Genomic DNA, 23,801 nt, shown 5'->3' with positions numbered 1-23,801 from the left:
ATTTCTACCAATCTTTTGGATTAGTAGAGAGCAGAGAAAGTAAAGGAGAGGCTTTAAAATTTAAGCTATAAATTAAGTGGCTTTTAGGATGCCTGAAGGAAAGGAAACCTATACCCAAGAATAGGTATTCTCTTCAGGCGATTTGAAGCGATCATTAAAATTCAATGGTTTTGGCATAAGGGTCACTTGGATCTAGTTTGGGCTTTAAAGAAGACGCGACGGTTTCTAGCAGATCATTGTTCTTTTCGATCCACTCTCGCGCTACTTCTTCCAAATAAGGAACGGAAGACACATCATCCAGCCCGGAATGTTCCGAAGGAAGGCCATATACTTGGAAACGGTGAAAATTGTCCTTTAATGTTTTGCTTAACTCTTGTGTAGGATGGTTTTCCATGGCAGCAAAGAAGGCATTGAAAACAACAGGGGCAACGCCAAGAAATCCTGCGCGAGCGATTCGATTGTAAGAAACAGTATAATCCACTTCTCCCGTTCCAAAAGATAGCACTTGAATGGGTCTTGAGCCCGCCAAGTTTTGCGCTTCTATATATCCTATCAAGCTCGGATTGTTGTTGGCAAGGCCGCCATCTAAAAAGGCATGGTCTTCCTGATCGATGGTTATCTTAGCGGCTGGCAAATAGCCAGGAGCTGCTGTTGTGCATCTTAAAACGCTTTTCACTTTATAGATTGTTTTATCTAAACTGTTCTCCACATCTGTTGATCTAAAATAAAAAGGCTTTCCTACCGTGGCATCATAAGAGGTAAAAATGGTGGGCGCAGACATATTGGCTTTAATGTCCATTGTATTATCTGCGATTTCTCCGATGACTTTCTCTAATCCATCTGCAGAATATTTTACCCAAAATATTCCATCGGAAAGAGGAAAAAGACGCGCAAGCCAGGTATGATTGCGAAAAACTTCTCCAATCTTGTCCTTCCAAAAATCTGAAAGCGTGGAGGCTTTAAATAAAGGTTGATCATTTTTTTGGCCTAGGTAAGCGGCGCATAAAAGCCCGCCTGTGGATGTGCCAATGCCCATATCAATAAATTCGTAGGGATCTAGGCCGCTCCTCTTACAGATGTCTTGGATGATTGTGATAGGTATTATGCCTCTTACTCCTCCGCCATCCCAGCTGGCCACCGTAAATTTTTGATTGGAAGGAATGTGTTTGGCACTTAAAAAATATTCTTCTGGCTCTTTCTCCCCGGGATTAGAGCCGACTGCATCAAAATTTAAGGGCAGCATACGACCTCCTTATGGATTGATAGGGCTTCATCTATTTTCTATACGCTAAAAATAAGAAAATGTTTAACAAGAATAAAAAAGGGATGAGAAATAAGAGGTCTATTCCTTATTTGAAAAGAGGAAGGCCCGCTTCTTATGCGCCGTGGAAGAATAGGGGAGGGGAAATAGCCAGCCACCCCTCCTTCAGATTGAGCAGATACCTACTCCGTTTCAAGTCTTTTTCCTAATTTAGAATTAGATAGGCTGTAAAAGCATTTCTTGGAAAAGACTTAAAGCAACTCATTGATAAATTCAATTATCCTAGTCTTTCCAAGATAAGCTTGGCTTCGTTTTCATCGATTAAAACGAATTGATTGAGGCTTTGCTCATAACAGTAGACGTCCGCATGGGCAATATCAAACCACCAGCCATGAATGTGAAGTTTATTTTTTTCTATGCGTTCCTGAACAAAGGGATAACTTTTAATATGATCGATTTGTTGAAGAACATTGATTTGAGAAATTTGATTGTGCTCGGATAAAGAAGGATCAATTGTAAATCCCTGTCTGACTTTATTTAGGGATTCCGTTCCATATTGGAGCCACGCTTGAAGGTGGGGACAGGAAGAATCATAGGTGCCTTGGGCAAGCATTTGCATGGCCCCGCATTCCGAGTGGCCGCAAACAATAATGTCAGATACATTGAGAGAGAAAATGGAAAATTCAAGGGCGGCCGAAGCGCTTGCATCTCCAGGAGAAGCGGAAAAAGGGGGCATCAGATTCCCCACGTTTCGCAGAACAAATACATCTCCAGGGTTAGTAGAAGCAAAAAGATTGGGGACAACGCGGCTATCCGAGCAGGCAATGAAGAGCGCATCCGGTTTTTGTCCTAAGGCAAGCTTGGCAAAAAGGGCTCTGCTTTCTTCCGTGAGATTCTTTCTAAAATCGACAATGCCATGAATAAGTTTTTTCATTTAATACTCCTTTTCATTGACGGACTGACTTAGCTAAGTTAAGTAGAGCCACCTCATCAGAGATTGTCACATTGCTAATTGCCTAGATTAAAATTCTTTCTCCTAGATAATTGGCAATGCGATAGCCTCAATAGATCATCCGCTCAAATAATTTAATTAAGAAAGTATAGCACAGCGACTTCTATGTCTTCAAATATTCATTTTTATTTAATTTGAATCAAAAAAATGAATTAAATAAAAATAAATTTATAAATAGATCTGCAAAAAAGACAAGCTCTTAAAGTTATTAAAAATTCTTCCTTCAAAATTAAAATAACCATTGTCTCGCAAGTCGAAGGGCGATATGGATAGATCTATAGGCTATTATGCGTAGCAAGATCTAGAAAAAGGGAGGAAAGAGGGAATGCTTAGTCATCACACGCGTAAAGTAAATGGAATTAAACTGCATTATGTTGAGGTAGGAGAGGGACCGCCTGTTGTGCTCTTGCACGGATTTCCGGAGATGTGGTTTGCTTGGCGCAAGCAGATCCCCGTCCTCGCTCAGAAATTTCGCGTCATTGTTCCTGATTTGCGTGGATATGGGTATAGCGAAAAGCCGGCTTCAGGCTATGACAAGCGCACAATGGCGAGAGATATTTATGAACTGCTTCAGGCCTTGGGAATTCAAAAAATCGCTCTTATCGGCCATGACCGGGGCGCACGCGTAGCGACTAGATTTGCAAAAGATTTCCCTGATGTCGTTGATCGGCTTGCTGTCCTGGACAATGTTCCCACCCGCATTATTTTCGAATCGATGGATGCTAAAATTGCCAAAGGGCATTGGTTTTTTATTTTTAACCGTCTTCCCGATCTTCCGGAAGCCTTAATCCAGGGAAGGGAAGAGATTTGGTTGCGTCATTTCTATACGACTTGGTGTTATAATCCCGAAACGTTTACAGATGAGGAAATTGCCGTTTATGTCAATGCCTATTCTCAGCCCGGAGCCTTGAGGGGAGCCTTTAGCGATTACCGTGCGGCTGAAGAAGATGTGGCGCAAGATAAACAAGATGAGAATGTTCTCATTCAATGTCCCATATTGGCCTTATGGGGAGAAAATTTTGATTTGGTCGGCCAAATGTTCGATGTTCTGGGTATTTGGAAAACGATGGCAAGCCAAGTTCAAGGCATAAGTATTCCTCAATGCGGTCATCTCCCCCATGAGGAATGCCCGGATCCGGTCAATGATGCCCTTCTAAATTTTCTGGGGCCTTGGCTGAGAGATAATGTAAGAACCAATCAGCAATTGGTCGAAGACCGCGTTTAAACCATTGATTTGTAAAATTTGGTCAGCCGGATCAAGAATGGGCCTTTTGCTGCTTAATCTTTTGCAGCAAATAGCTTGAAAAATAGTCTCCATACTTGTTTTGCAAATCTTTATTCATCCAGTCTTTTCCTGTAATGGTCTTGCGGCAATTTTCTTCTCCACACTTACAGGAAAAAGTCTTTTCATTGTTAAAGACCATCGCATAATCCAAGCAAAGTTCTTCTTCTGCTTCTATCTCTCTAATGGCAATTAAAATAATATTTCCCAAAATTCCTACATTTGGCGTGCAGGAATGATTGATAAAACACATGACATCTTCAAACTCATTCTTGGATGTAGGAATGAGATAAAAATCATCGGCAATTTGATGCTCGGCATCGTCGATGACATCTGCATATTCTTCGAGCTGCTTGCCATTTACCAGATGCCCTGAGCGGACGGCAATGATTTCCCCTCTGCTAATCGCTTCTTTAGCAAAGCGCCCCTTTCCTTCAATCGCGCTTTCCCGGCTTTCTGTTTTAGGCGAGCAATACGAAGCTATACTCATTATTTCTTCCTAATTTAGCGAATTTGTTCGGTTTCTTTGCTTTAGACCTCTATCCTCCATCTGCAAGGTCTTTCGAGCTTAATAATTGCTGATGAAGTTTCTAAATATCAGGTAGATAAGTGTCTGTTTAATTTTTAGCTGATAAGTTAAATAAAGATTCAATCAAATAACAAAGATAGGTATTAAGATAAGGCTAAGAGCTTGTCTTCAAATTCATAATGCCTATATTCAAGATTATTTCTCAGCCAGGTTGCAATGCGGATGGACGGGCTATATCGATTTAATATCGCCCTGTCTATCCGCATTGCAATCCGACTAGAAAGAACTTAAATTTAGGCTATTAGTAATTTGAAAACAAGCTTTAATGATCAAATAAATTCAAATCGAGAATCATCATGACTGAGCATCAAATGAAGAAAAACCGACCGGCAGCTTTTCGCTGGTTGTTGCTGTTATGTTTAATTATTGCTTTTCCTGGCCAATCTTTTGCCAATCCCCCTTCTCTCACTCTTACGCAGCGCCAACTCTGCGATTTAGAGCTTTTGCTCAATGGCGGTTTTGCTCCGCTAGAAGGATTTATGGATAGTCAAACCTATGATCGCGTTGTCCATGACATGCGGCTTCCTGATGGATCGCTTTGGCCTATTCCCATTGTTTTAGATATTCCCGAGAATAAATTGGCCATGATTGAGGAAAATCAAAAAATTGCTTTAAAAGATAAGGAAGGGTTTGTTCTGGCCTTTTTAACCGTGTCTGATGTTTGGAAGCCCAATAAGCAGACCGAAGCAGAAAAAGTGTATGGAACAACAAATATAGAGCATCCAGGGGTCGCCTATCTCTTTCAGCAAACGGGAGACTATTATGTGGGAGGGAAAATTGAAAAAGTCCAAATGCCGAGGCATTATGATTTTACAGCCCTTCGCAGGACTCCTCAAGAATTAAAAGCCTATTTTAAAGAAAAGGGAATCCGGCAAATTGTCGCTTTCCAAACTAGAAATCCTATGCATCGCGCTCATTTTGAAATGACCTTACGCGCTGCTCAAACAGCCGGCGCCCATCTGCTCATCCATCCCGCCGTTGGAATGACAAAGCCGGGAGATGTCGATTATTTTACCCGTGTAAAATGCTATCAAAAGCTGATGAATTACTATCCTGAAGGAGGGGCGACGCTCAGTCTATTGCCCATTGCGATGAGAATGGGCGGGCCTCGAGAAGCTCTATGGCATGCGATCATCCGAAAAAATTATGGATGTACGCATTTTATTGTAGGACGCGATCACTCCGGACCCGGCAAAGACAGCCAAGGAAAAGATTTCTATGATCCTTATGCTGCCCAGGAGCTTGTAAAGGCTTATTCAAAAGAGATTGGCATTGAAGTCGTTCCCTTTAAAGAAATGGTTTTTGTCGAAGAAGACCAAAGCTATCAGCCTATAAATGAAATTGAGCCGGGTAAAACTATTTTATCTATTTCGGGAACCCAGCTTAGAAAGCTTTTGCAGCAAGGAAAAGATATTCCCGAATGGTTCACCTTTTCAGAAATTGTTGCAGAGTTGAAAAAAGTTTATCCACCGCGTGCACAGCAAGGCTTTACTCTTTTCTTTACCGGCCTTTCCGGATCTGGAAAATCGACCTTGGCCAATGCCTTGGGAATAAAGCTAATGGAAATTCAGCAAAGAGCTGTGACTGTATTGGACGGCGATATTATTCGCCAACATTTATCCAGCGAGCTGGGATTTTCTAAAGATCACCGCTCTCTCAATGTCCGTCGTGTGGGCTTTGTAGCCAGTGAAATTACCAAGAATAGGGGGGCGGCCATCTGTGCTTTAATTGCCCCTTACGAAGCAGATCGCCAATACAATAGATCGCTCATTAACGGCTTGGGAAATTATATCGAAATTTATCTTTCGACTCCTTTAGAAGAGTGCGAAAGAAGGGACACCAAGGGACTATACGCACTTGCTAGAGAAGGTAAACTGGCGGCGTTCACGGGAATTAGCGACCCATATGAAGAACCTCAAAATCCGGAATTGATCATCGATACTGCTAGCTATAGCATATCAGATGCTGTAGAGCTTATCCTAGATTATTTGCGCCAAGAAGGCTTGATTCCTTAAATCCTTTCAAATAGCAAGATCAGACAGAGTTTGTGCTTGCACAAGCTCTGTCTATCACGAAGGAAAAATAATGTTTTAAATAAAGCAAGCAGGGGGATTTATTCAAAATCTAAAGGATAGCCCATTTGAATTTGGTACAGCCCCCAATACTGCTTAAAAAGATCAATATGATGAGGCTGGAAGTGCGACTTCCAGGAGCCGATTTGCCCCGAGCGGAAAGTCCCCGAAACTTTTGGGCCCGTATCATTTCCAAAGAGATGTTCTTGTATATCCCTAAGCTTGTCGTCTTGTAGAGCTATTCCTAAGGCTTTAGATAGAGAAAAAAGCGTCTCCTGCTGTTTTTCCGAAGAGCCTCCGCCTATCGATCCGACCAGGTCTTCAAAGCGATTGACTAAGACATCGGGATCCCTCATCCAATCAATAGCAACAACCACATCGCGTTCAAATGCTTTTCCGACTTCATAGCCGGCTAAATCTAATACCAACGCTAATTTCTCATCAAAACTTAAAGATGAGCCAAACTGCTCTTCCAAGGAGGGGCTAATGTGATAGACATAGGAAACTAAAGCATCTCTCAGGTCGCGGATCATCAAAATTTTTAAATAATCGGGATGTGATTGCGAAAAATGCGCAAATAAATTTCCAAAAGCGCCTGTATGGTTGAAAGCAAAGTGATTGTCATCTTTGCAAAGCTGAAGGACCTGTTCAAATTGCTCATCGCTGACGGCCGGAAGCAAGGGACTTAAGTGGTGCAGGCCATAAGGATAGCGGTCGGTCAGCATGACCAATGCTTTGATGAGAAGGTGGGATCCCGATTTTGGAAGCGTGATCAGATAAAAATCTCTAATCGGGCATTCCTCTAGACATCCATTATTGAGATTTTCTCCCTCGTCTGCAACTAAAGGGAAGGATAAAAGGTTAGCTGCTAAAATCCAGCTGAGAATTTTATTCATGCCTAAAACATTCATGATTTCCTTAAAGTTATATGATTATGAAGATTAAATTCTTTCGTCTATCTTTTTTTTCCTCTTTCGGCAGTAAATTTTCTTTTTATAGTAAAAAAAATAAAAAACCAAAGAAACTCTTCAATTGATTAGACTTAAGAATAATCGAAAGCTAAGAAAGGAAAATATTCATGGTATGTGGTCGTGCGGGAATTATACGAAGGTTATTATCTCTCCTATTATTTTTAGTAGGGGGAAACAGTCTTTTTTTCAATCAGGCATCCGCTCAATTTTTAACTAATCAAGCCATTGAAGATGAAGTTTATGCCCGCTTAAGCCAGCAGCCAATTCCTTGCACAATAGTCATTTTTGGGGCCACAGGAGATTTAACTGCACGCAAGCTATTGCCAGCCCTTTACAATCTAGCTTATGAAGGCAATCTTTCCGAACAGACCGCCATTATCGGCTTTGCCAGGAAGGAACACACCAATCAAAGTTTTCGCAAGCTAATGGGAGAAGCGGTCGATCAATTCTCTAGAGCAAAACCTAAAGAAGAGTTATTCTGGCAGGATTTCCAAGAGCGCTTATTTTATCATCAAGCAGACTTGGAGCAAGATGAAGGCTATGCAAACCTGCAAAAATTGCTGCAGCAAATCGACAAGGAAAGAGGCGTGCCTGGAAATCGCCTTTACTATTTGGCCACTTCTCCTCGCTACTTTACAACCATTATTAAGAAAATACAGGAGCATGGGCTTTTATATGAGCCCGACGGCCAAGAAAAATGGTCCCGTATCATTTTTGAAAAGCCTTTTGGAACCGATCTGGAATCGGCTTTCCAACTGCAGCAAAACCTGTTGCGCTATCTAGATGAAAGCCAAGTTTATTTAATCGACCACTATCTGGGTAAAGAAGGGGTACAGAACCTGTTTACTTTAAGGTTTGAAAGCGGGCTTTTGGAACCTATGTGGAATGCTGAGTACATCGACCATGTTCAAATTACACTGAGCGAGGAGATCGGGATTGGCTCGCGGGCACATTTTTGGGAAGAAACAGGAGCGCTGCGCGATATTTTTCAAAACCATTTAATGCAGCTTATCGCCATTGTGGCGATGGAACCCCCTCGCTTTCTTTGCTCCGATCACATTCATGCAGAGAAAATTAAGCTGCTGAATGCTATCCGCCCCTTTACATTAGAAGAAATGGAACATAGCGTCATTCGTGGCCAATATGGCCCAGGAATAATTCGAGGAGAAAACGTTCCTGGCTACAAACAGGAAGCGGACGTATCTGAGACTTCGACTGCCGAAACCTTTATGGCAGCCAAACTCTTTATTGACAATCCTCGTTGGCAAGGAGTCCCGTTTTATATTCGCGGTGGAAAACGACTTGCCAAACAGACAACTGAAATCGCCATTATTTTTAAAAAGAAAGCTAGTCTTAAGGAACAAGCCTCTAACGCGCTTTTCATTCGCATCCAGCCGAACCCCGGTATTTTCCTTCGCACGCTTTCCAAAGTCCCTACTCTTGTTAAGCAAGTCAGAGCGATTTTATTTGGCTATTGCCCGGATGCTTATTTTAAAGCCCGTTCTCCAGAAGCTTATGAAAAGCTGATCTATGATTGTATAAACGGGGATAACAGCTTATATACGCAAGCAGAGGAACATCTGGCTGCCTGGCGCTTGCTTACACCTATTTTGGATTATTGGAAGTCTTCTACAGATTCCGAAATTCCTCAATATGAAGCAGGCTCTTGGGGACCTCCTATTGTTGATCGTCTACTCAATCAACAGGGGCATGAGTGGCAATTATTAGAAAATTGACGCCTTGCTAATATAGCGGCTTTTTTTGCCTTTTAGAAGCAGGGGAAGATAATGCCAATCCAAATGATCTTCAATTTGAGTCATAATTTGATCCGTATAGGATTTGACTTCGGGAATGCGTTGACTGGCGATTCCCAAGACAAACCCGATTAAAAGAGCGGATAAACGGGAAGAGCGAAAAGGAAGAAAGCGGAATATTTTTTTTGCCATGAGTAAAAACAGTAGATATTTAACTCGATTCAATGGATCAATTGCCTTTCTCTAATTTATAGGCTTGAATAGCCTATATAGACTATACAAGAGCAAGGACAATTTAGTGTAGAATTTCTGTCTATTATTCTTAGCTGCTAGAAAAGGCATGCATATTCACCGCATTTCAATATGGCTTCTTACTAACGCAGGTTAAGAATCGGTCATTGAAAAGGAGCATGGACGATAAACCGCGCGATCGCTTATGGTGCTTGATTTGAATGGCCGTGAAAAGGACGATTCAAGTATGAATAAGCTTTCTGTCATTCAATCGGATTGACTTTATGATTTTTAATTCATTGTGCTTGTTCACTATGGCTCTCTTAACAGCATCTTCTTTATTTGCTCATTCGGAATCAAAGCCCAAAGTCGCCGTCATCGGAGCTGGCTTGGCCGGATTAACGGCTGCTTACCGACTCCAAGAAAAAGGCTTTCATGTAGGCCTCTATGAGGCCCGCTCTCGTGTAGGTGGGCGTGTTTTGACTGTTGAGGTGGATGGACATTTGGCAGAACTGGGAGGCCAAAATATCCTCGATGGCGGGGAGGCCAAACATCTCTTGGCCTTAATTGAAGAACTGGGGTTAAAAACGGAGAGAAGACAATTGCTTTCTCATCTTCGCTATGTCGAAGAGGGAAAGATTTTGGACATGAAAGAAATCCTGGAAGCCCGACACTTCGATCGCCAAGAGCTTGGCTCAGCGCTGCAATCCATCGGCCAAACTGCCAAGAACATGCAGGAGGTCCTTCAGGCGTTATTCAAAGAAGAAGATGCCCTTTATAAGATTTGCCGGACTATGTTGGCAGGCTATGAAGGAGCGCCTGCCGAAAAACTGTCCCCTCTCTATATTGAAACGCTTTATCACATTTTAACGGGGGGAATTTCAGCTGCGCATCAAAGCAAGGAAGAAACCAATCCCATTATTGAACAACTAGTTGTTGAAGGGGGGAATAGCTTAATTGCGGAAAAATTAGCCGATAAGCTTTCTAGCTGCCTTCATTTAAATCATTCTATTCAAACTATTTCTAAAACAGCGTCTGGCGCTTATCGGCTGGCTTTTGCCAATGGAAATATGGTTGAAGCAGATCTTTTGGTCCTTGCCCTTCCATGCTCCGTTTATGACTCCTTGCGCATCGGTGAAGAAGTCATTCCTTCCTCCAGGCGATTGGCGATTGAGGGAGTAGAATATGGAACAAATGCCAAAGTCATTCTGCCTGTTTCGCCTTCGCATATAGAAAAAGGCGCCTACACGAATGGACGCATTGTCACGTTTATGAACAGGAATGAACATGTACTTAACCTCTATTACATTGGCGGATATGGGCATTTTACAGAAGAGTCGCTTAAAGCCAGAATGAAGCAAGACTTTGCCTTTATTGAATGTGCTTATGAAGTTGAGATAGAGGTTCCTCCCATCCTCGCCTCCGATCAGCCGTTTGCCAGCTATAAGGGCTTAATCGGATACAGCTGGCCGAACGATCCCTTTGCAAAAGGATCTTACTCTTGCATTGGGGCAGGGCAAGAAGAAGCCATGAGCTCTTTGGTTGAAGTGGCTGGAGAAAAAGTAAGGAAGCTATTTGCTCCGATTGACAATTCCCTCTTCTTTGCGGGAGAGCATACTTCCATTCTATTTGAGGTGGGTGGAACAATGGAGGCGGCTGTTGAATCCGGCGAGCGCACAGCCCGATTAATCGCTCAATTGATTTCCCAACCTTTAAAAAACCCTTAATTATTTATTCATTTTATGATGCAGACTTTCCCTCCTGCCTTGCGATTGGAAAATGGATTTATCCCCCTGGCTTTTCGGGATGGAAGGCCCATTGAGCGGATCATTCTTATTTTAGACGTAGATGGGGTTGTACGCGACAGTACGGAAGCGGTCGGCGATCCAAGAGTTCTTTCTGCCATTAAAGCGCTTCTACAAACTCAAACCATAGACTCAGCTTTTATTTCCGGTACGCCTGTTTTCAATGATCCCTCTTTAGAGCCGTGGAGGCGCGGCAATACTCCCCTTAGTCAAGTTTTTGGTTCTTTTTTGGATCAAGAATTAAAAGAAAATCGAGCAGCTGTTTATGGCCTTTTAGGCGGGCAACGCATGACAGAGAAGGGAGGGGGGGAAATATTAGAGACCTATTCGCTTGAACAAACGTTTGCAGTTGGAAGGCTTCTCCTTCAGGCTTTCTTGAAACAAGTGTTGCAGGATGGAACGGATGAACAGTCTTCCCTTGCTGTTTCTTTGCAAGCAGAAATCAAAGAATTAGAGCTGAAAAATAAACGGCAAAGTATAGCAGCAACACCCGAAGAATTTTGCCAAATTGCCGAGACCATCCGTCAAAGGCTGGATCCGGATTTTAGGCTGATTAGCAATGGGGCCTTAATTGAAACCCACACGTCTAATCCTCCTTGGCATGCCGCTTTGGCCTCTTCCTGGTTTCGGCAGGCATGTGAACAGCCCTCTTTCCTGCCTGAACTGCATGTGGAACAAAAGCAAATTTCAACAGGATTGGCCAAGCGCGGCGATAGGGGATTCAACTTTCTTTTGATTTGCAGGACGAATAAGGGATTAACTATTAAAAAGCACATTGAGGATAAATTGCGCCGCTTTCCCGAAGCATTGATCGTTACAATTGGCGATACGCTAGTGGACTTTCCCATGCATCAGCATGCCCATTTAGCTTTCCACGTGGGACTCGAGCAGGTTTGGCAAAGCCATCCCTTGCCTCAATGCGTCATGGTTCGCGATAAAATGGGAAAGGATAGCCAACATGTAGAGGGAACTTTACAAATCTTACAAATCCTGCAAGAAGGCATAGGGAAGCCGTTCCCTGATTTAAAATGCATTCAAAAAATGGATGCGTCAGGCCTATGGCAATGGCATTCTCCTCGAGAACTAGAAACGGCTAAACTTGATTGATGGCTATAGCCCGCTGTTCTTCTTGATAAAAAAGGAACAGTCCAACTAATACGCCTGCAAAAGCCAGCCAAAATGCAGCTGTGATGCTTTCTGCAAGAAAAAGCCAGCCAAAGAAAGCGGCGAATATGGGATTGCTTAAGCCGGCAAAGGCCATAAAGGTCACAGAAAAACGCTGCAGAGCAGACGCATAGATGCTATAGCAAATCAGATTGTGAATGACAACAATGTAAAAAAGACTGATGGCAAAATCTGTCCAAGCAAAAACGGGCAGGGGATCCCATGTCTCGATAGCAAGTGAAGTCGCCAAGCACATGCCCCCGGCTAGTAAAAAGCTCACTCCATTAACAATCGAATGAGGCATCTTTCTTTCTACTGTAAGCTTTTTGACAAAGGTCCATCCAATCACTGCCGTAATCGCAGAAATGGTCAAGGCCCCTTCAGCCCAAAGTTCCATGGATGGCACGTCTTGACCGCCATCTAGCCAAGGGATCAGCATCAAAGGGCAAAAAGAGAGGATGCCAATTCCCAGTCCTAAGCATTTTTTAAAGGACACCTTTTCCGTCCCAAAAAAATAGGCAATGAAAGCGGCAGCAAAAGGCGACAAACTATAAATGAGACAGGTCTTGCCTGCACTCATGTATTGCAGCCCCCAAAATTCAAAGGCATTGGTAATAAAAACATTGAAGAAGGCGACCAAAGCAAGCAGCACCCAGTCCTGCTTGGAAAAAAATACCCTCTTGCCGTGCCGCCAGCTGTAATAGCCCATTAGTAGCCCCCCGGCCAAGAACATGCGCATTCCCGTGAGAAAATAAGGCTGGGAGGCTGCCACTCCTATCTTGCCGACGCTAAAAATGCTGCCAAAAAGAGCATACATAAGAAACACTCGCCACATATAACCCCTATTCCATCTTTAATGGCATCAATTTTAAAGAGAAGGGCGAAATAAGCCTACCTTAATTTGAATAGCTTTTGGCTATATATATATTTACATTTTGTATAAATTTGACAAAAAATATAAAAATAGCTAACCTTTTAACCTTAAGAAGGCAACTCAGGTTAATAAGCAATGAAAGAGGTTGTATATGAGAGAATTTTCCTTACACCATATCGATTCCTTTACGGCCGAATTGTTTGGAGGAAATCCAACGGCAACGGTATTAAATGCCGAAAGATTAAGCGATGAGGAAATGAAAAAAATCGCAAAGGAAATGAATTTGTCTGAAACGGGTTTTGTTTTGCCTAGCCGGCAGGCGGATTTTAAGCTGCGTTTTTTTACTCCTCCCGGCAATGAAATTAAATTTTGCGGGCATGCGACAATTGGGGCATTATGCGCCTTAGCAAAAGAGAAGAGGTTGGGAATGACGGAGAAAAAAAGGTATGCCTTTCGCGTAGAGACCAACGCCGGCCTATTACCAATGGAAGTGGATTTAAGCGATCTGGAGCAGCCTGTCTATACCTTTAATGCGCCTAAAATTGATTTGGTACCGGCTCCTTATTCATTGGAGGAAGTTGTAAAGGCTTTGGATATTCCTGGAGAATGCGTTGACTGGACCAAACCGTTGATGCTGGAGCGTACGAATCAGTATCTTTATTTTAGCGCGGTCTCTTTAGAAACACTAGGACAGATGACCATTCATGTTCCCAAGGCTATTGAATTTGCCAAGCGGGATGGGATTGTTGTTTTTTGCGCTTTGACGCCTCATGCCTTCGATTCTAGACACCATGTCCATGCCAGAGGATTTGCTCCCTTGGTCGGAGTGCCCGAAGATCCCTTTACCGGGTCTATGCAGGGTGGATTGGCCGCTTATTTGTTAGCCAATCAGATGATCGCTCCAGACGCTGTTCGTTTAGTTTCTGAACAGGGGCACTTTATGAATCGTCCCGGTTTTGTAGACATGGAAATCCAGCGGCAACCGGTTTTAAATGTCCGCTTGCACGCTCGTGCCAAGCATGTTTTCGCAACAAAATTGATTTTGGAATAAGAATGAAGAAGTGATCAAAAGATGAAACTTATACAGGCTTAGCTTTTGGGAAAAGATTTGGATTTAAACCATTACCCCTTTCAAAATGCCTTCTTAACAAGAGGAAGCGTTTGAGTAAGCGGCTTGGCTTTAATTTTCTTTTGAGACCCTTTTTGGGTTACTTCGGCAAAGAACAAATCGGTTGCAATTCCCAATTTATTCCAAATATTATAGCCCCTTAATTTGGATGTAGGGTTTACTTTAAGAATTTGATAATGAGGGGTGTTTTCGGAGACGACTTTTACGGCAGGGCTATCGGGTTTAAAGATATCTTTTTCAAAGGGGTTGCGGCCTTTAGGATTAGGCAAGTGTGGCTGCATCATCCTTAACATTAAACGCTCGCTGATAAAGCCCGTGCGGTCCTTTGCACTTAGGCAGCCAAGCGAGGCGCAAAGGGATTTATCCTGTAAAAGGGCAAAAAGAAAGTCTTCGGCTAAATCATAACCGGTTTCCTTTCCTTTCAAGATGGCTTCTTTAATCTCAGGATACTGATCTAAAATATGGGGATGCGCTTCCAGCAAATGGTTAAGTTGTTCTGTATTGATGCTTAATTGAGCCCCTTTATTTTGTACATTTCCCTGAACGGATATATTAAAGAAAAACGTATTCAAGGCGACTTCTTTGGTTCCCATTCCCTGCCCTTCAAATTGATGGGATAAGTGAATGGTGTCCCCATCAATAAAGGGTCCTTTTCCGTCAAAAACTAATTTTTTCCCTTTGAAATCATCGAATATTTCCTTCATATCTTCCATTTCGACGCGTTCATTATGCATCCAGCCTGTTTTATCTAAGTCGACCTTGTTTTGGTTGAGCAAAGAAACATGGACTAAATCAAATGTCCGCCCCGCATTAAGGGCCTCTAAGGCTTTATCGGGATTTTGGCTGATTTGGCCTTCAATCAGCTGGATCATTTGCTGTTCAATGGCACGCCTTCTTTCTTCGATCACTTTATCCAAATAAGCCGGATGATTGGCTATTGTCTGTAATTCATAAAGGGCATGAAGCGCCGACTCCAGCTTATTTCCGGATAAGGGAGTGGATTTGCCTTTGGGATGAAGGATATATTCCTGAATTTCTTTGATTTTGGCCTGTACTTTTTCCGGCTGGTCTTTCATGGCTTTTAAATCGGTTAAACTGACCCATCCGTTCCGCATATCGGACATGATCCCGATTCGATAGAAGCCGACTTTCCTTTCTCCTTCAATATCCAACTCTTGATAGCGCATATTGACCGGCGCTGAAATATAAGCGCGCGCCGCATCATTAAAACTGAGAGAATGGGCGATCAGATCTCGGAAACCATTAGATCCAATCCAATCTTTTCCCTGCGTGCGATAATTTTGTGCCCTTTGCATAGCCTGCTCGTAATAATCTAAATCATTTTGCACCTTTTGGCGCTCAGGCTCTGTTAAAGGAGGATTGCTCTCTTCTAGCTTAGCTGTTAGATGTTTGATCATTTTTTGACAAAAAAGAATATCTTGGTCAATCGTATTTGTGCGTGTAATGGTTTGCTCGGCAATGACTTTTCCATCTATTTCATAAGCATGCGAAATTTGACTAGATTGAGTTGGATCTTTTTCGCCTATTAAATGAGAATGGGGCAAGGAGGGGTTCTCTGGCAGACCTGTAACCACGATTTCATAAGGCAAGGAAATGTCCTCTTCGCCTTCTTCCTCCTCCGTTCTCTCCGCTTTTATAACAGGCACACCAATTCGGTTTGCTTTATCGGGCGTCGGTTCGTGGAGTAGAGAAGAAGGGGGAGGGCCTTCTGTGGATAATGATTCCTCTCTTTCTGTTTTTTGGACTGCCGATCCGAATTGCTGCTTTATTGTTTCCAGTTGACTTTGAAATGGTTTGACATTAACAGCTTGCGTTTTGGATTCTTGACTATATTTTGCTGTGACCTCTGCCATATTTTCTTGCTTAGCTTTAAAAGTAAGCGTTTGAAGGTCTCTGCTTTTTAAATTCAATTCATTGAGTTGCTTAAAAAGCTGATTGGTGAAAGTCTGTATGGCTTTTAATTGCGATTCGCTCAATCCCTTTGTTAAATCAACTTGTTTGCCCCCGATTACCAGTTTGCTGACCTGATAAGATCCTCCATTGGGAAGGATTAGTTGGCCGTTTTTAATTTCCACCTGCTTATGAGGTTGCTCCAAAGCAGGGGCATCGGAAGAAATAACGGGATGGGAAGGAGAAAGAGTAGAGTCAGATATAGGCAAAGGCATATAAACACCAATAATAAACTCTAATTAAATTATAACAGTTAGTTAATTAATTTTATTATCTAATTATTTATTGATTAGTAAAATTAATAATTAACTTTAATTTATTATTGTTAATTAAAATAATCCGAAAATAAATTTTTATTGCGAGAGACTGAGGTTTTTAGGGAAAAGAGGGCATCCAGACACTTAACAGTCTGACGATAGTCTCTGAAAGAAAGGCTTGTTACTAGGAGAGGGATTAGATAAAGAAACGAGTCTTAAAAAAAGCGTGTTTTTGATACTTTTTTTTGAAATAACAAAAAAATAAGGACAGGTAAAATGGCTTGGATTTGGTTGATTTTAGCAGGATTGCTGGAAGTGGGATGGGCAATAGGATTGAGATATACAGAGGGGTTTTCAAAGCTTATCCCCAGTCTTTTGACACTGTCTCTGATGGCAGCGAGTTTTTTCTTATTGTCCCAAGCTTTAGAAACTATTCCCATGGGGACGGCTTATGCGGTTTGGACAGGAATTGGTTCATTAGGAGTCGCTTTGGCTGGCATTTTTTTCTTTCAGGAATCGAGCGATATATGGCGTTTGGTCTGTATAGGTCTCATTGTGATGGGTGTATTGGGTTTAAAGTGGAATGCTGCATGAGAAATTTTTTACTTGTCGGCGTACGCCTTTTTCGCAGCCATTGGTTTTTTTAGCTGCATAGGAAAAGAGGCTAAAAAATCCAAGCAGTCATCTAAAAAATGATCTGGCGTGATTTTCATTGGTATAACTATACTTGGTCATGTTCGCTCTTCTAAAAAACTTTCTCTTCTATTAAGTTTAAGAAACAATTCTCTGATTGCTAATGACTGAGATGCGGGCTCTTTTCCACTGGAAAAGAGCCCGCATCTCAGTCATTAGTGGCTTAAGAAACCCTCTAAGGAATAAGTAAATTAATCTTTTTACTTTTTAGATGAAATCATGCTCAAGCTTCCTCTCAATTTAATTTACCTTAAGTATTTTTGCGATGCCGTCAAGTTGGGAAGCCTTTCGGCCTCTTCAAAAGAAAATTTTGTAAGCCAGTCCGCTATCAGCCAAGGAATTGTTAAATTAGAAAGAGCGATCGGTAAAGAATTGGTTATCCATCATCCTCATCGCTTCAAATTGACGGAAGAGGGCCAAATCCTTTTTGAAAAAGGCGAAGAAATTTTGCGTCATATCCGCGAACTTGAGCAAACGCTTTTTACTGAGGATGTCTATCAAGGCCAAGTCCACTTTGCCTGCCAGCCGAGTATTGCCTCCACTTTTTTGCCCGATCGGCTCATTCAAGCCCGAAAGCTTTGGCCTCGTTTGAAAATAAAGTTTAAGCTCGGCGAGGCAAATGATATCAAAGAGTGGATAAGAAAAGGGGCTGTCGATTTTGGGATTGCTTTGAATCAAGAGGATTTTTCAGCTTTTGATTGTCAAGAAATTGATCAGGGCATGTATCGGTTTTATCTATCTTCCCTTCTTTCGCAAACAGAAAACGAGCAACTTCAGTTTGTTTTATATGAAAAGAGCCGAGAGACGGATCACATTAAGTTGGCTTATCAAAAGTTTTATGGGCAAGACATGCCTATTTTCACGGAGCTTTCAAGTTGGGAAGTCATTAGGAGCTTGACAGAGGCAGGGGTTGGAATTGGCTGTCTTCCCGATTATTTGGTTAGGGGAAGAAAAGGGCTTCAAGAATATCAGGTTCCCTTCTCCTTAATGGATTATAAAATGTCTGTCATCAGCCCGCGGACGAAAACAAGGCATCCCCCTATAGAAAGCTTTATTGAGCTTCTAAAAGGCATGCCGCTTTAGGAATCCTTATTCGGAAAGAATCCTTTTTCCTTTCTTCTCAGAGGATGTTTATATTATACTTTTGATCTAAAAATAAAGAATAGTGGCCGGGCATGAAAGAACAAGAGTTGAGTCAAGAACTTCGAATTTATCAGCCTCTGATTGAAGCACTTGTGAAGCTTTTTCATCCTTTTGTGGAAGTTGCCGTCCATGATTTAAAAGCAGGAAAAATTGTGGCTCTTTACCATAATATTTCTCAGCGCAAAGTAGGAGATCCTACCCCTTTGCAGGAATTGCGGATTGAAACAAGCCAGTTTCCGGCTTATTTTGAGCCTTATTATAAACGCAATTGGGATGGACGTCCGCTCAAATGCACATCGATTACGATTCGGGACCAGCAACAAGAAGCAATTGGTTTAATTTGTTTTAATGTCGATACGCGTTTTTTTCAAGAAGCCCGCCAGCTTCTCAATGTCTTTTTAAACGTGAAAGATGAAGGAGAAAATCCCATTGAGCTTTTTGGAGGGGACAGCCAAGAACAAATTCAGCAATTCATTCAGCATTACTTGCATGAGCATCATTTGGCGTTGAGCCATCTTAATCGGCAGCAAAAAAAAGAAATGGTCCTATATCTATATGCAAAGGGTATTTTTAACTATAAAAATGCCATTCCTTCCGTTGCCCAATATCTTAAACTTTCTCGGGCCAGCATTTACAATTATTTGAAAGGGCTAGAAGAATCATAAAAGGCAAAGCGATGCATTGAAGCGCCTTTGCTTTTCTCTGGCTCTTGAAATAAATGATAATTTGAACTATTCAAAACTTGGAATGTCTAGGCTTTTATTAGCGCATTAGCAAATTTAAAGGCGAGAGGGATGTCTAAAGAATTAGGAAACCGAGCCTCTTCTTTAACCACACAAAAAGCTATTCGGTTTGTGGTGTTGATGGGGCTCGTCAGTCTCTTTGCCGATATGACCTATGAAGGGGCAAGAAGCATAACAGGGCCTTATTTGGCCTTCTTAGGAGCATCGGCAACAGTTGTCGGTATAATAGCCGGTCTAGGGGAACTAATCGGCTATGCTTTGCGCTTAGTTTCCGGATACTTCAGTGATAAAACAGGTAAATACTGGCTATTGACGGGTATAGGATACGCCCTTAACCTGCTTAGTGTTCCCTTATTGGCGTTTGCGCAAACATGGCCTGCGGCGGCAGGACTTATTATCCTCGAAAGGTTTGGCAAAGCCATCCGCAGTCCTTCTAAAGACGCTATGCTGTCTTATGCGACCCATGCCACAGGGCGTGGTTGGGGTTTTGGATTGCACGAAGCCATGGATCAAATAGGAGCTGTTCTAGGCCCTTTGCTTATATCGTGGATCTTATTTATCCAAGGCAGCTACGCATGGGGATTTGAATGGCTTTTAATACCCGCCCTTCTTTCTCTCTTGTTGTTGGCAGCGGCCCGATTTTTTTTCCCAAGGCCTCAAGAGCTGGAAGTGGCTCATCCCTCTCTCGATTCGAGTGACTTTCGCAAGTCTTATTGGCTGTATCTTTCCGCTATTTGTTTATTGGCGGCAGGCTATGTGGATTTTCCCTTAATTGCCTATCACTTTCAAAAACAAGCCATTGTCTCTTCGTCATGGATCCCTCTTTTCTATGCTGCTGCCATGGGAATAGGTGGACTCTCGGCTTTCCTCTTCGGTCATCTCTTCGATCGCTATGGCATATCCATCTTAATCGGCACAACGCTTTTATCCCTTCTTTTTCCCCCTCTTGTGTTTCTAGGCGGTTTTGCCTTTTCTTTATTGGGAATGTTAATTTGGGGGATTGGGCTGGGGGCCCAAGAGTCGATCATGCGGGCAATCATTGCCCATTTAGTCAGCAGCCAGCAGCGGGCTACGGCTTATGGTATTTTCAACATTTGGTTTGGAGTGGCTTGGTTTTTGGGAAGCGCTTTAATGGGCATGCTCTATGATTTTCATTTGCCTTTGCTTATCGGCTTCTCTATTTCAATGCAATTGGCCGCGGCTCTTGTTTTCTTATTTATTAAACGGAATGGGGGATTAACCTGAGTTTGCCATTTTTCATCTGCACGAGCTTTCACGTCAGTCCAAAGGGCAAAAAAACGCTAAACTCAAGTTATTAAGCTTTTAATCTCTTTTCTTGGAAGGTTTTTTAAACCCAAATTTGGATGGTATAGATAAGAAAAGGCTTGTTAGACTAAAGAAGCCATGCGAGTGGCATAGCTTATGGCGATTACAGAGAATGTTAAATCCCTTCTATTCAAGAAACAATCTTAGCAGTTTTGTAGGACATCTTCTTATTCTCCGAGCTCGGCATTTTTCTTTAATCGCTTGCTTTTATACTCTTGCGCTTTTGCCAATTCGGCGTCTGCTATTGTTTTGATTTCTTGTTCACTTTGTTTGGGATCTAAAAACAATTTTTTGCTTTCTATTTTATTTATTTCTTCTTTTATTTTATTTAGATTTTCTAGAGATTCTTGTTTTTTGGATAATAAATTAAAATAATTATTTTTAATTTTTGAGTATAAGCGCTCATATTCCAAGCGATTTTCTTTACTATTTAAAAACAAATTTTTAGATTTTTTAGCTTCCTCATATGCTATACGGGCACGTGGAGTTTTCTCTTCCAATAAGATTAATTCTTCTAAGTTTTCTGCATATTGTTTATATAACTGCCTTAATTTCGTTATATTCTCTTCGGATAAAATTTCTTTAGCTTTTATAAATCGATCATCGGGATTTCCGATAGCTGTATCGACTTCAACATCTTGATTAAATTTTACTAAGGCTTTTTTTACGATTTCTTCCAGGTATTGATCGGTGATATTTTGAGCGGGAAAGTCCTTTATAAGAGAGGGTTTCAAGCTATCAAGCAGCATTTGAAATTCTTTCGTAAATTCCTTTCCATATGCGTAGATTTCAATCGGTTTTTGAGAATGGTTTCTATTTAAATGGGCATACAATCCGCCAATTGCCACATGCAGATAAGTGTCTAAAGCCAGTTGTTCAATGTCTTTTCTCTCGTTAATCGATAAAGGCGCCTGCTTTTGCCTTTCTAGCTCGCTCAGCAATCTATCCATCATGGGAAGACGGTCTTTAGATTCTGTCTCGGGGCGAATTTTCCCTGTAATATAAGGAAGCAAAAAATCTTTAACGAATTGAGGCGCAAATTCTTGATAAAGAGATTTAAATTCTGCCTTTTCAGGTGTTTGCAAAGAACTTGAAAGAGGAGGCAATTCTTCCTTCTCTATTGGGCTTTTGACAACTTCCTCCGCAATTTTTGAGGCATCTTTTTCCGCTTCTGAGATTTTTGAACTCGCCTCTTTCTCTAACGCGTTCCTTTCCAAAAGGCTGTCCACAGATTTGATGATTTGATTTTTATACGCGTTGACATCTCCGTAAATCAACCTGGAGAAGAATTTATAAATACGTCCATGGCTTTGGTTATATTTTTCAACTTTAACCCCAACTAAAGCCTTTAATGCGGATAAAGATTCGATATCCCCTTCTTTTAAAGAAAGCGGATCTACTTCTTGTAAAAGCTTTTTAACTTTCTGCAGCGAGACTTCAATTTTTTTTCCTTGTCCCGAGATAGGTTTGTGAGATGTGGAATAAAAAACTTGCTTGTTTGTATAAACCCATTTTCCTTTTACACCCGAGGACGAAGAATCTAGCGGGTCTTTAGGGGGAGGAATTAAATGTGAAATAGGGAGATTCATAAAAACTCAAATTTAAAATAAACCTAATTATATTAAATGATAATTGTGTTAATAAATTATTAAGATATTTTTAATAATATAGAATATCTGATTTTTAAAGAATTTTATGAAAAGTTAAAAAATCTTGCCACTTAATTTTCGCTTGCTTTAATATAATCGATACCCTGAAAAAGAGGTTTTTATGTCTAATTTTATCAATTTTACTGAAAAGTTGACTCAACAAGCTTGGCTTGATGATTGCAGCTTAATCGGCACACGTCCCCTTTTTGCATCTTTCCTTTTCATTCGTTCTTTCCTTTCTTTTGGGCATCATCATTGCCATCTTCACGCTTAATTTCTCCGTTTTAGTCTGTATTAAAATAGTTTTTCGTTCTCTTTAATTATGCTAGCGACCCTTTTAGTTGCTATTGCCTAGTTAAAGACATGGTTTATCTAAATGTTTAGTTAATGGAATTTTATTATGATAGCTAATCCCTCTTCTATAAAGGCAGGCGATAGGACTGCTTTATCCTTTTCATTTTTCTTCCCTTCTTGTTCCTTCCCTTCTTTTTGGCACCATCGCCATTCCCATCATTCTTAATTTTTTCCTGAGTACGCCTTGATTGGTCGGTCGTTTAAGGTCTTAAAACCTTAGCTTCCGCTTATACTTTTTTGAGTTTTAAATACTTGATTATCAGGTGTTTGTGTTTATTATATTTTAATAGTTTTATTTTGAGGATTTTATGATGGTTAACGCTATATCTACGATCAATACAAATTATTTGAGCAATTTACTGCCTTATAAAGCAGAAGAAAAGATTGGAGGCGATTTAAAGAAAGGGCTGAGTGAGTATCAACTCTTGCTCTACGCCACAGAAAAAGCGCTAGAAGCACTGTGCCAAAGCCGTTGGAGCGCGTTTGATGCTTTAGTTGGCGAAAATGCCTGTCAGATTCGAGCTGTGCGAATTGCTTGCTTGGCTCAATCAATTTTGAATGAACCCCGTCTAGCTAAGATCTACTTAGAGGAAATGGAAAGGGTTCGAGTCATTTGGAAAGAGATAGAGACGATTAAAGAATCTAAAGCTCTGCAACAATGGATGAGAGAGCGAAAATCGTTGAGCGAAGTCTTGAAGTGTGAAAACTGGAATTTTTCTTGTGAAGAGACACTATTTTTTATTTTAGAGTCCTATCTTCTTACTCAAACCAAGGAAATCAAAGAAGCCAAGGAGAGTTCGCCCTTTCTTTCTAACGAACGCGGCAATCCCAAGAAGCTCAAGGCTTTTGGCTCTTTGGCCATTACGACCTGCTTTGCAACAAATTTAGAAAGCAAGCTACGGCAAGAATTAGCTAAACAATCCGTTAGTTGGCTAATGCAAACAGTCGTTCCCTCATTTTCGGTCCTTTCGCGCAAAGAAGAAATAGAAGCTTTGCTGTCTTCTTCATTTATTTATGCACACAATACTTGCTGGCCGACACTGCCCATGTTTTGGAGTTATGAGGCATTAATGAACTTTGCCTTTAACCAAGGCATCTGCTTGCAATTTACGGCCAAGTTAGCGGCTGCAAGCCAGGAAATCGTCAAAATCGCCCAGCAAACGTCCGTGTTATTTCAGCCCAATGCAGAAGCCGGCTGCTATTTGCCGGTAGAGGATTTGAAGGAGGATAAAGCCATTATTGCCATAGAAGGCATTTGTGTTCGCGCAGATGAGGCATTAGCTGCTCAAGAATGGAAGAAAAAGATCCTGAAAAAAGATCCCGTGGCGATCATTTTGGCCAATGCCGCTGTTCACAGGCAATATCCAAACGAACTGCAAGACAAAGCGCTTCCTTCAACAGCCTTTTGGCAAACCTATAAGGAACGAGGAGAGGCATGGGGATGCTTGATAGGCAATCCAAAGCTATTTTTGATCCAGCACGTTTTCTGCTCCATCTTTAGTAAAAATAATATTTAAAGGG

At 41.5% G+C, this 23,801-nt stretch carries 20 protein-coding genes; 12 read left to right on the top strand and 8 right to left on the bottom strand.

What is annotated here, in order from left to right; translation table 11 throughout:
* Window positions 1-154: 154 nt before the first annotated feature.
* Complete coding sequence (locus BN3769_RS14135; RefSeq protein WP_068471474.1) at window positions 155-1,243, bottom strand: patatin-like phospholipase family protein; 1,089 nt, start codon at window positions 1,241-1,243, stop codon at window positions 155-157.
* A 295-nt stretch (window positions 1,244-1,538) separates the two neighbouring features.
* Entirely contained in the window at window positions 1,539-2,195 is a 657-nt protein-coding gene (locus BN3769_RS14130; protein ID WP_068471473.1) for a carbonic anhydrase, read from the bottom strand.
* Window positions 2,196-2,598: 403 nt separating this feature from the next.
* Here BN3769_RS14130 and BN3769_RS14125 point away from each other — a divergent pair, with 403 nt between their 5' ends.
* The gene (locus BN3769_RS14125) at window positions 2,599-3,498 is read left to right on the top strand and encodes an alpha/beta fold hydrolase (protein ID WP_068471472.1); all 900 of its coding nucleotides are present in this window, start codon (window positions 2,599-2,601) and stop codon (window positions 3,496-3,498) included.
* 31 nt (window positions 3,499-3,529) lie between these two features.
* On the opposite strand, the gene BN3769_RS14120 is transcribed toward BN3769_RS14125, so the two are convergent.
* Entirely contained in the window at window positions 3,530-4,045 is a 516-nt protein-coding gene (locus tag BN3769_RS14120; protein ID WP_068471471.1) for an SET domain-containing protein-lysine N-methyltransferase, read from the bottom strand.
* Between the two features lie 395 nt (window positions 4,046-4,440).
* Here BN3769_RS14120 and BN3769_RS14115 point away from each other — a divergent pair, with 395 nt between their 5' ends.
* On the top strand, window positions 4,441-6,159 hold the full coding sequence (locus BN3769_RS14115) for a bifunctional sulfate adenylyltransferase/adenylylsulfate kinase (RefSeq protein WP_068471470.1): 1,719 nt from the start codon (window positions 4,441-4,443) through the stop codon (window positions 6,157-6,159).
* A 98-nt stretch (window positions 6,160-6,257) separates the two neighbouring features.
* Here the strand turns inward: BN3769_RS14115 and BN3769_RS14110 are convergent, their stop codons facing one another.
* Window positions 6,258-7,127 (bottom strand): sulfotransferase domain-containing protein, encoded by an 870-nt coding sequence (locus BN3769_RS14110; protein ID WP_068471469.1) that lies wholly within the window; start codon window positions 7,125-7,127, stop codon window positions 6,258-6,260.
* Between the two features lie 167 nt (window positions 7,128-7,294).
* Between BN3769_RS14110 and zwf the strand changes: the two genes are divergently transcribed.
* A complete protein-coding gene (gene zwf / locus BN3769_RS14105; RefSeq protein WP_079989579.1) occupies window positions 7,295-8,923 on the top strand; it encodes a glucose-6-phosphate dehydrogenase in 1,629 nt (542 codons plus the stop codon).
* Here the strand turns inward: zwf and BN3769_RS14100 are convergent.
* Complete coding sequence (locus tag BN3769_RS14100) at window positions 8,912-9,133, bottom strand: hypothetical protein (RefSeq protein WP_068471468.1); 222 nt, start codon at window positions 9,131-9,133, stop codon at window positions 8,912-8,914. The genes zwf and BN3769_RS14100 overlap by 12 nt on opposite strands.
* A gap of 323 nt (window positions 9,134-9,456) precedes the next feature.
* Between BN3769_RS14100 and BN3769_RS14095 the strand changes: the two genes are divergently transcribed.
* Both BN3769_RS14095 and BN3769_RS14090 read left to right on the top strand, forming a co-directional pair.
* Window positions 9,457-10,899 (top strand): flavin monoamine oxidase family protein, encoded by a 1,443-nt coding sequence (locus BN3769_RS14095; protein ID WP_068471467.1) that lies wholly within the window; start codon window positions 9,457-9,459, stop codon window positions 10,897-10,899.
* A 15-nt stretch (window positions 10,900-10,914) separates the two neighbouring features.
* Complete coding sequence (locus BN3769_RS14090; RefSeq protein WP_154017942.1) at window positions 10,915-12,084, top strand: hypothetical protein; 1,170 nt, start codon at window positions 10,915-10,917, stop codon at window positions 12,082-12,084.
* Here the strand turns inward: BN3769_RS14090 and BN3769_RS14085 are convergent.
* Window positions 12,071-12,976, bottom strand: coding sequence for a DMT family transporter (locus tag BN3769_RS14085; protein ID WP_079989578.1), 906 nt, complete (start codon window positions 12,974-12,976; stop codon window positions 12,071-12,073). The genes BN3769_RS14090 and BN3769_RS14085 overlap by 14 nt on opposite strands.
* Before the next feature lie 190 nt (window positions 12,977-13,166).
* Between BN3769_RS14085 and BN3769_RS14080 the strand changes: the two genes are divergently transcribed.
* A complete protein-coding gene (locus tag BN3769_RS14080) occupies window positions 13,167-14,066 on the top strand; it encodes a PhzF family phenazine biosynthesis protein (protein ID WP_068471464.1) in 900 nt (299 codons plus the stop codon).
* An 80-nt stretch (window positions 14,067-14,146) separates the two neighbouring features.
* Here the strand turns inward: BN3769_RS14080 and BN3769_RS14075 are convergent, their stop codons facing one another.
* Window positions 14,147-16,330: a hypothetical protein gene (locus tag BN3769_RS14075; protein ID WP_068471463.1), complete on the bottom strand. Its 2,184-nt coding sequence runs from the start codon at window positions 16,328-16,330 to the stop codon at window positions 14,147-14,149.
* A gap of 318 nt (window positions 16,331-16,648) precedes the next feature.
* Here BN3769_RS14075 and BN3769_RS14070 point away from each other — a divergent pair, with 318 nt between their 5' ends.
* The 4 genes from BN3769_RS14070 (at window position 16,649) to BN3769_RS14055 (ending at window position 20,196) form a co-directional block, all read left to right on the top strand.
* Complete coding sequence (locus BN3769_RS14070; RefSeq protein WP_068471462.1) at window positions 16,649-16,966, top strand: DMT family transporter; 318 nt, start codon at window positions 16,649-16,651, stop codon at window positions 16,964-16,966.
* Between the two features lie 318 nt (window positions 16,967-17,284).
* Window positions 17,285-18,148: a LysR family transcriptional regulator gene (locus BN3769_RS14065; protein WP_068471461.1), complete on the top strand. Its 864-nt coding sequence runs from the start codon at window positions 17,285-17,287 to the stop codon at window positions 18,146-18,148.
* Between the two features lie 92 nt (window positions 18,149-18,240).
* The gene (locus tag BN3769_RS14060; RefSeq protein ID WP_068471460.1) at window positions 18,241-18,873 is read left to right on the top strand and encodes a helix-turn-helix transcriptional regulator; all 633 of its coding nucleotides are present in this window, start codon (window positions 18,241-18,243) and stop codon (window positions 18,871-18,873) included.
* Window positions 18,874-19,002: 129 nt separating this feature from the next.
* Window positions 19,003-20,196 carry an MFS transporter gene (locus BN3769_RS14055; RefSeq protein WP_068471459.1) on the top strand — a complete coding sequence of 398 codons (1,194 nt, stop codon included), beginning with the start codon at window positions 19,003-19,005 and terminating at the stop codon, window positions 20,194-20,196.
* A 248-nt stretch (window positions 20,197-20,444) separates the two neighbouring features.
* On the opposite strand, the gene BN3769_RS14050 is transcribed toward BN3769_RS14055, so the two are convergent.
* The gene (locus BN3769_RS14050) at window positions 20,445-21,866 is read right to left on the bottom strand and encodes a PspC-like choline-binding domain-containing protein (RefSeq protein WP_068471458.1); all 1,422 of its coding nucleotides are present in this window, start codon (window positions 21,864-21,866) and stop codon (window positions 20,445-20,447) included.
* Window positions 21,867-22,047: 181 nt separating this feature from the next.
* On the opposite strand from BN3769_RS14050, the gene BN3769_RS14875 reads away from it, so the two are divergent.
* Together BN3769_RS14875 and BN3769_RS14045 are read left to right on the top strand one after the other, a co-directional pair.
* Complete coding sequence (locus BN3769_RS14875) at window positions 22,048-22,200, top strand: hypothetical protein (protein WP_154017941.1); 153 nt, start codon at window positions 22,048-22,050, stop codon at window positions 22,198-22,200.
* 388 nt (window positions 22,201-22,588) lie between these two features.
* Complete coding sequence (locus BN3769_RS14045) at window positions 22,589-23,797, top strand: hypothetical protein (RefSeq protein ID WP_154017940.1); 1,209 nt, start codon at window positions 22,589-22,591, stop codon at window positions 23,795-23,797.
* The last annotated feature ends 4 nt before the right edge of the window (window positions 23,798-23,801 follow it).

The organism is Candidatus Protochlamydia phocaeensis (assembly GCF_001545115.1).
GTDB lineage: Bacteria > Chlamydiota > Chlamydiia > Chlamydiales > Parachlamydiaceae > Protochlamydia_A > Protochlamydia_A phocaeensis.
The sequence above is the reverse complement of the archived record's forward strand: the minus strand, read 5'-3'. Positions and strand labels throughout refer to the sequence as shown.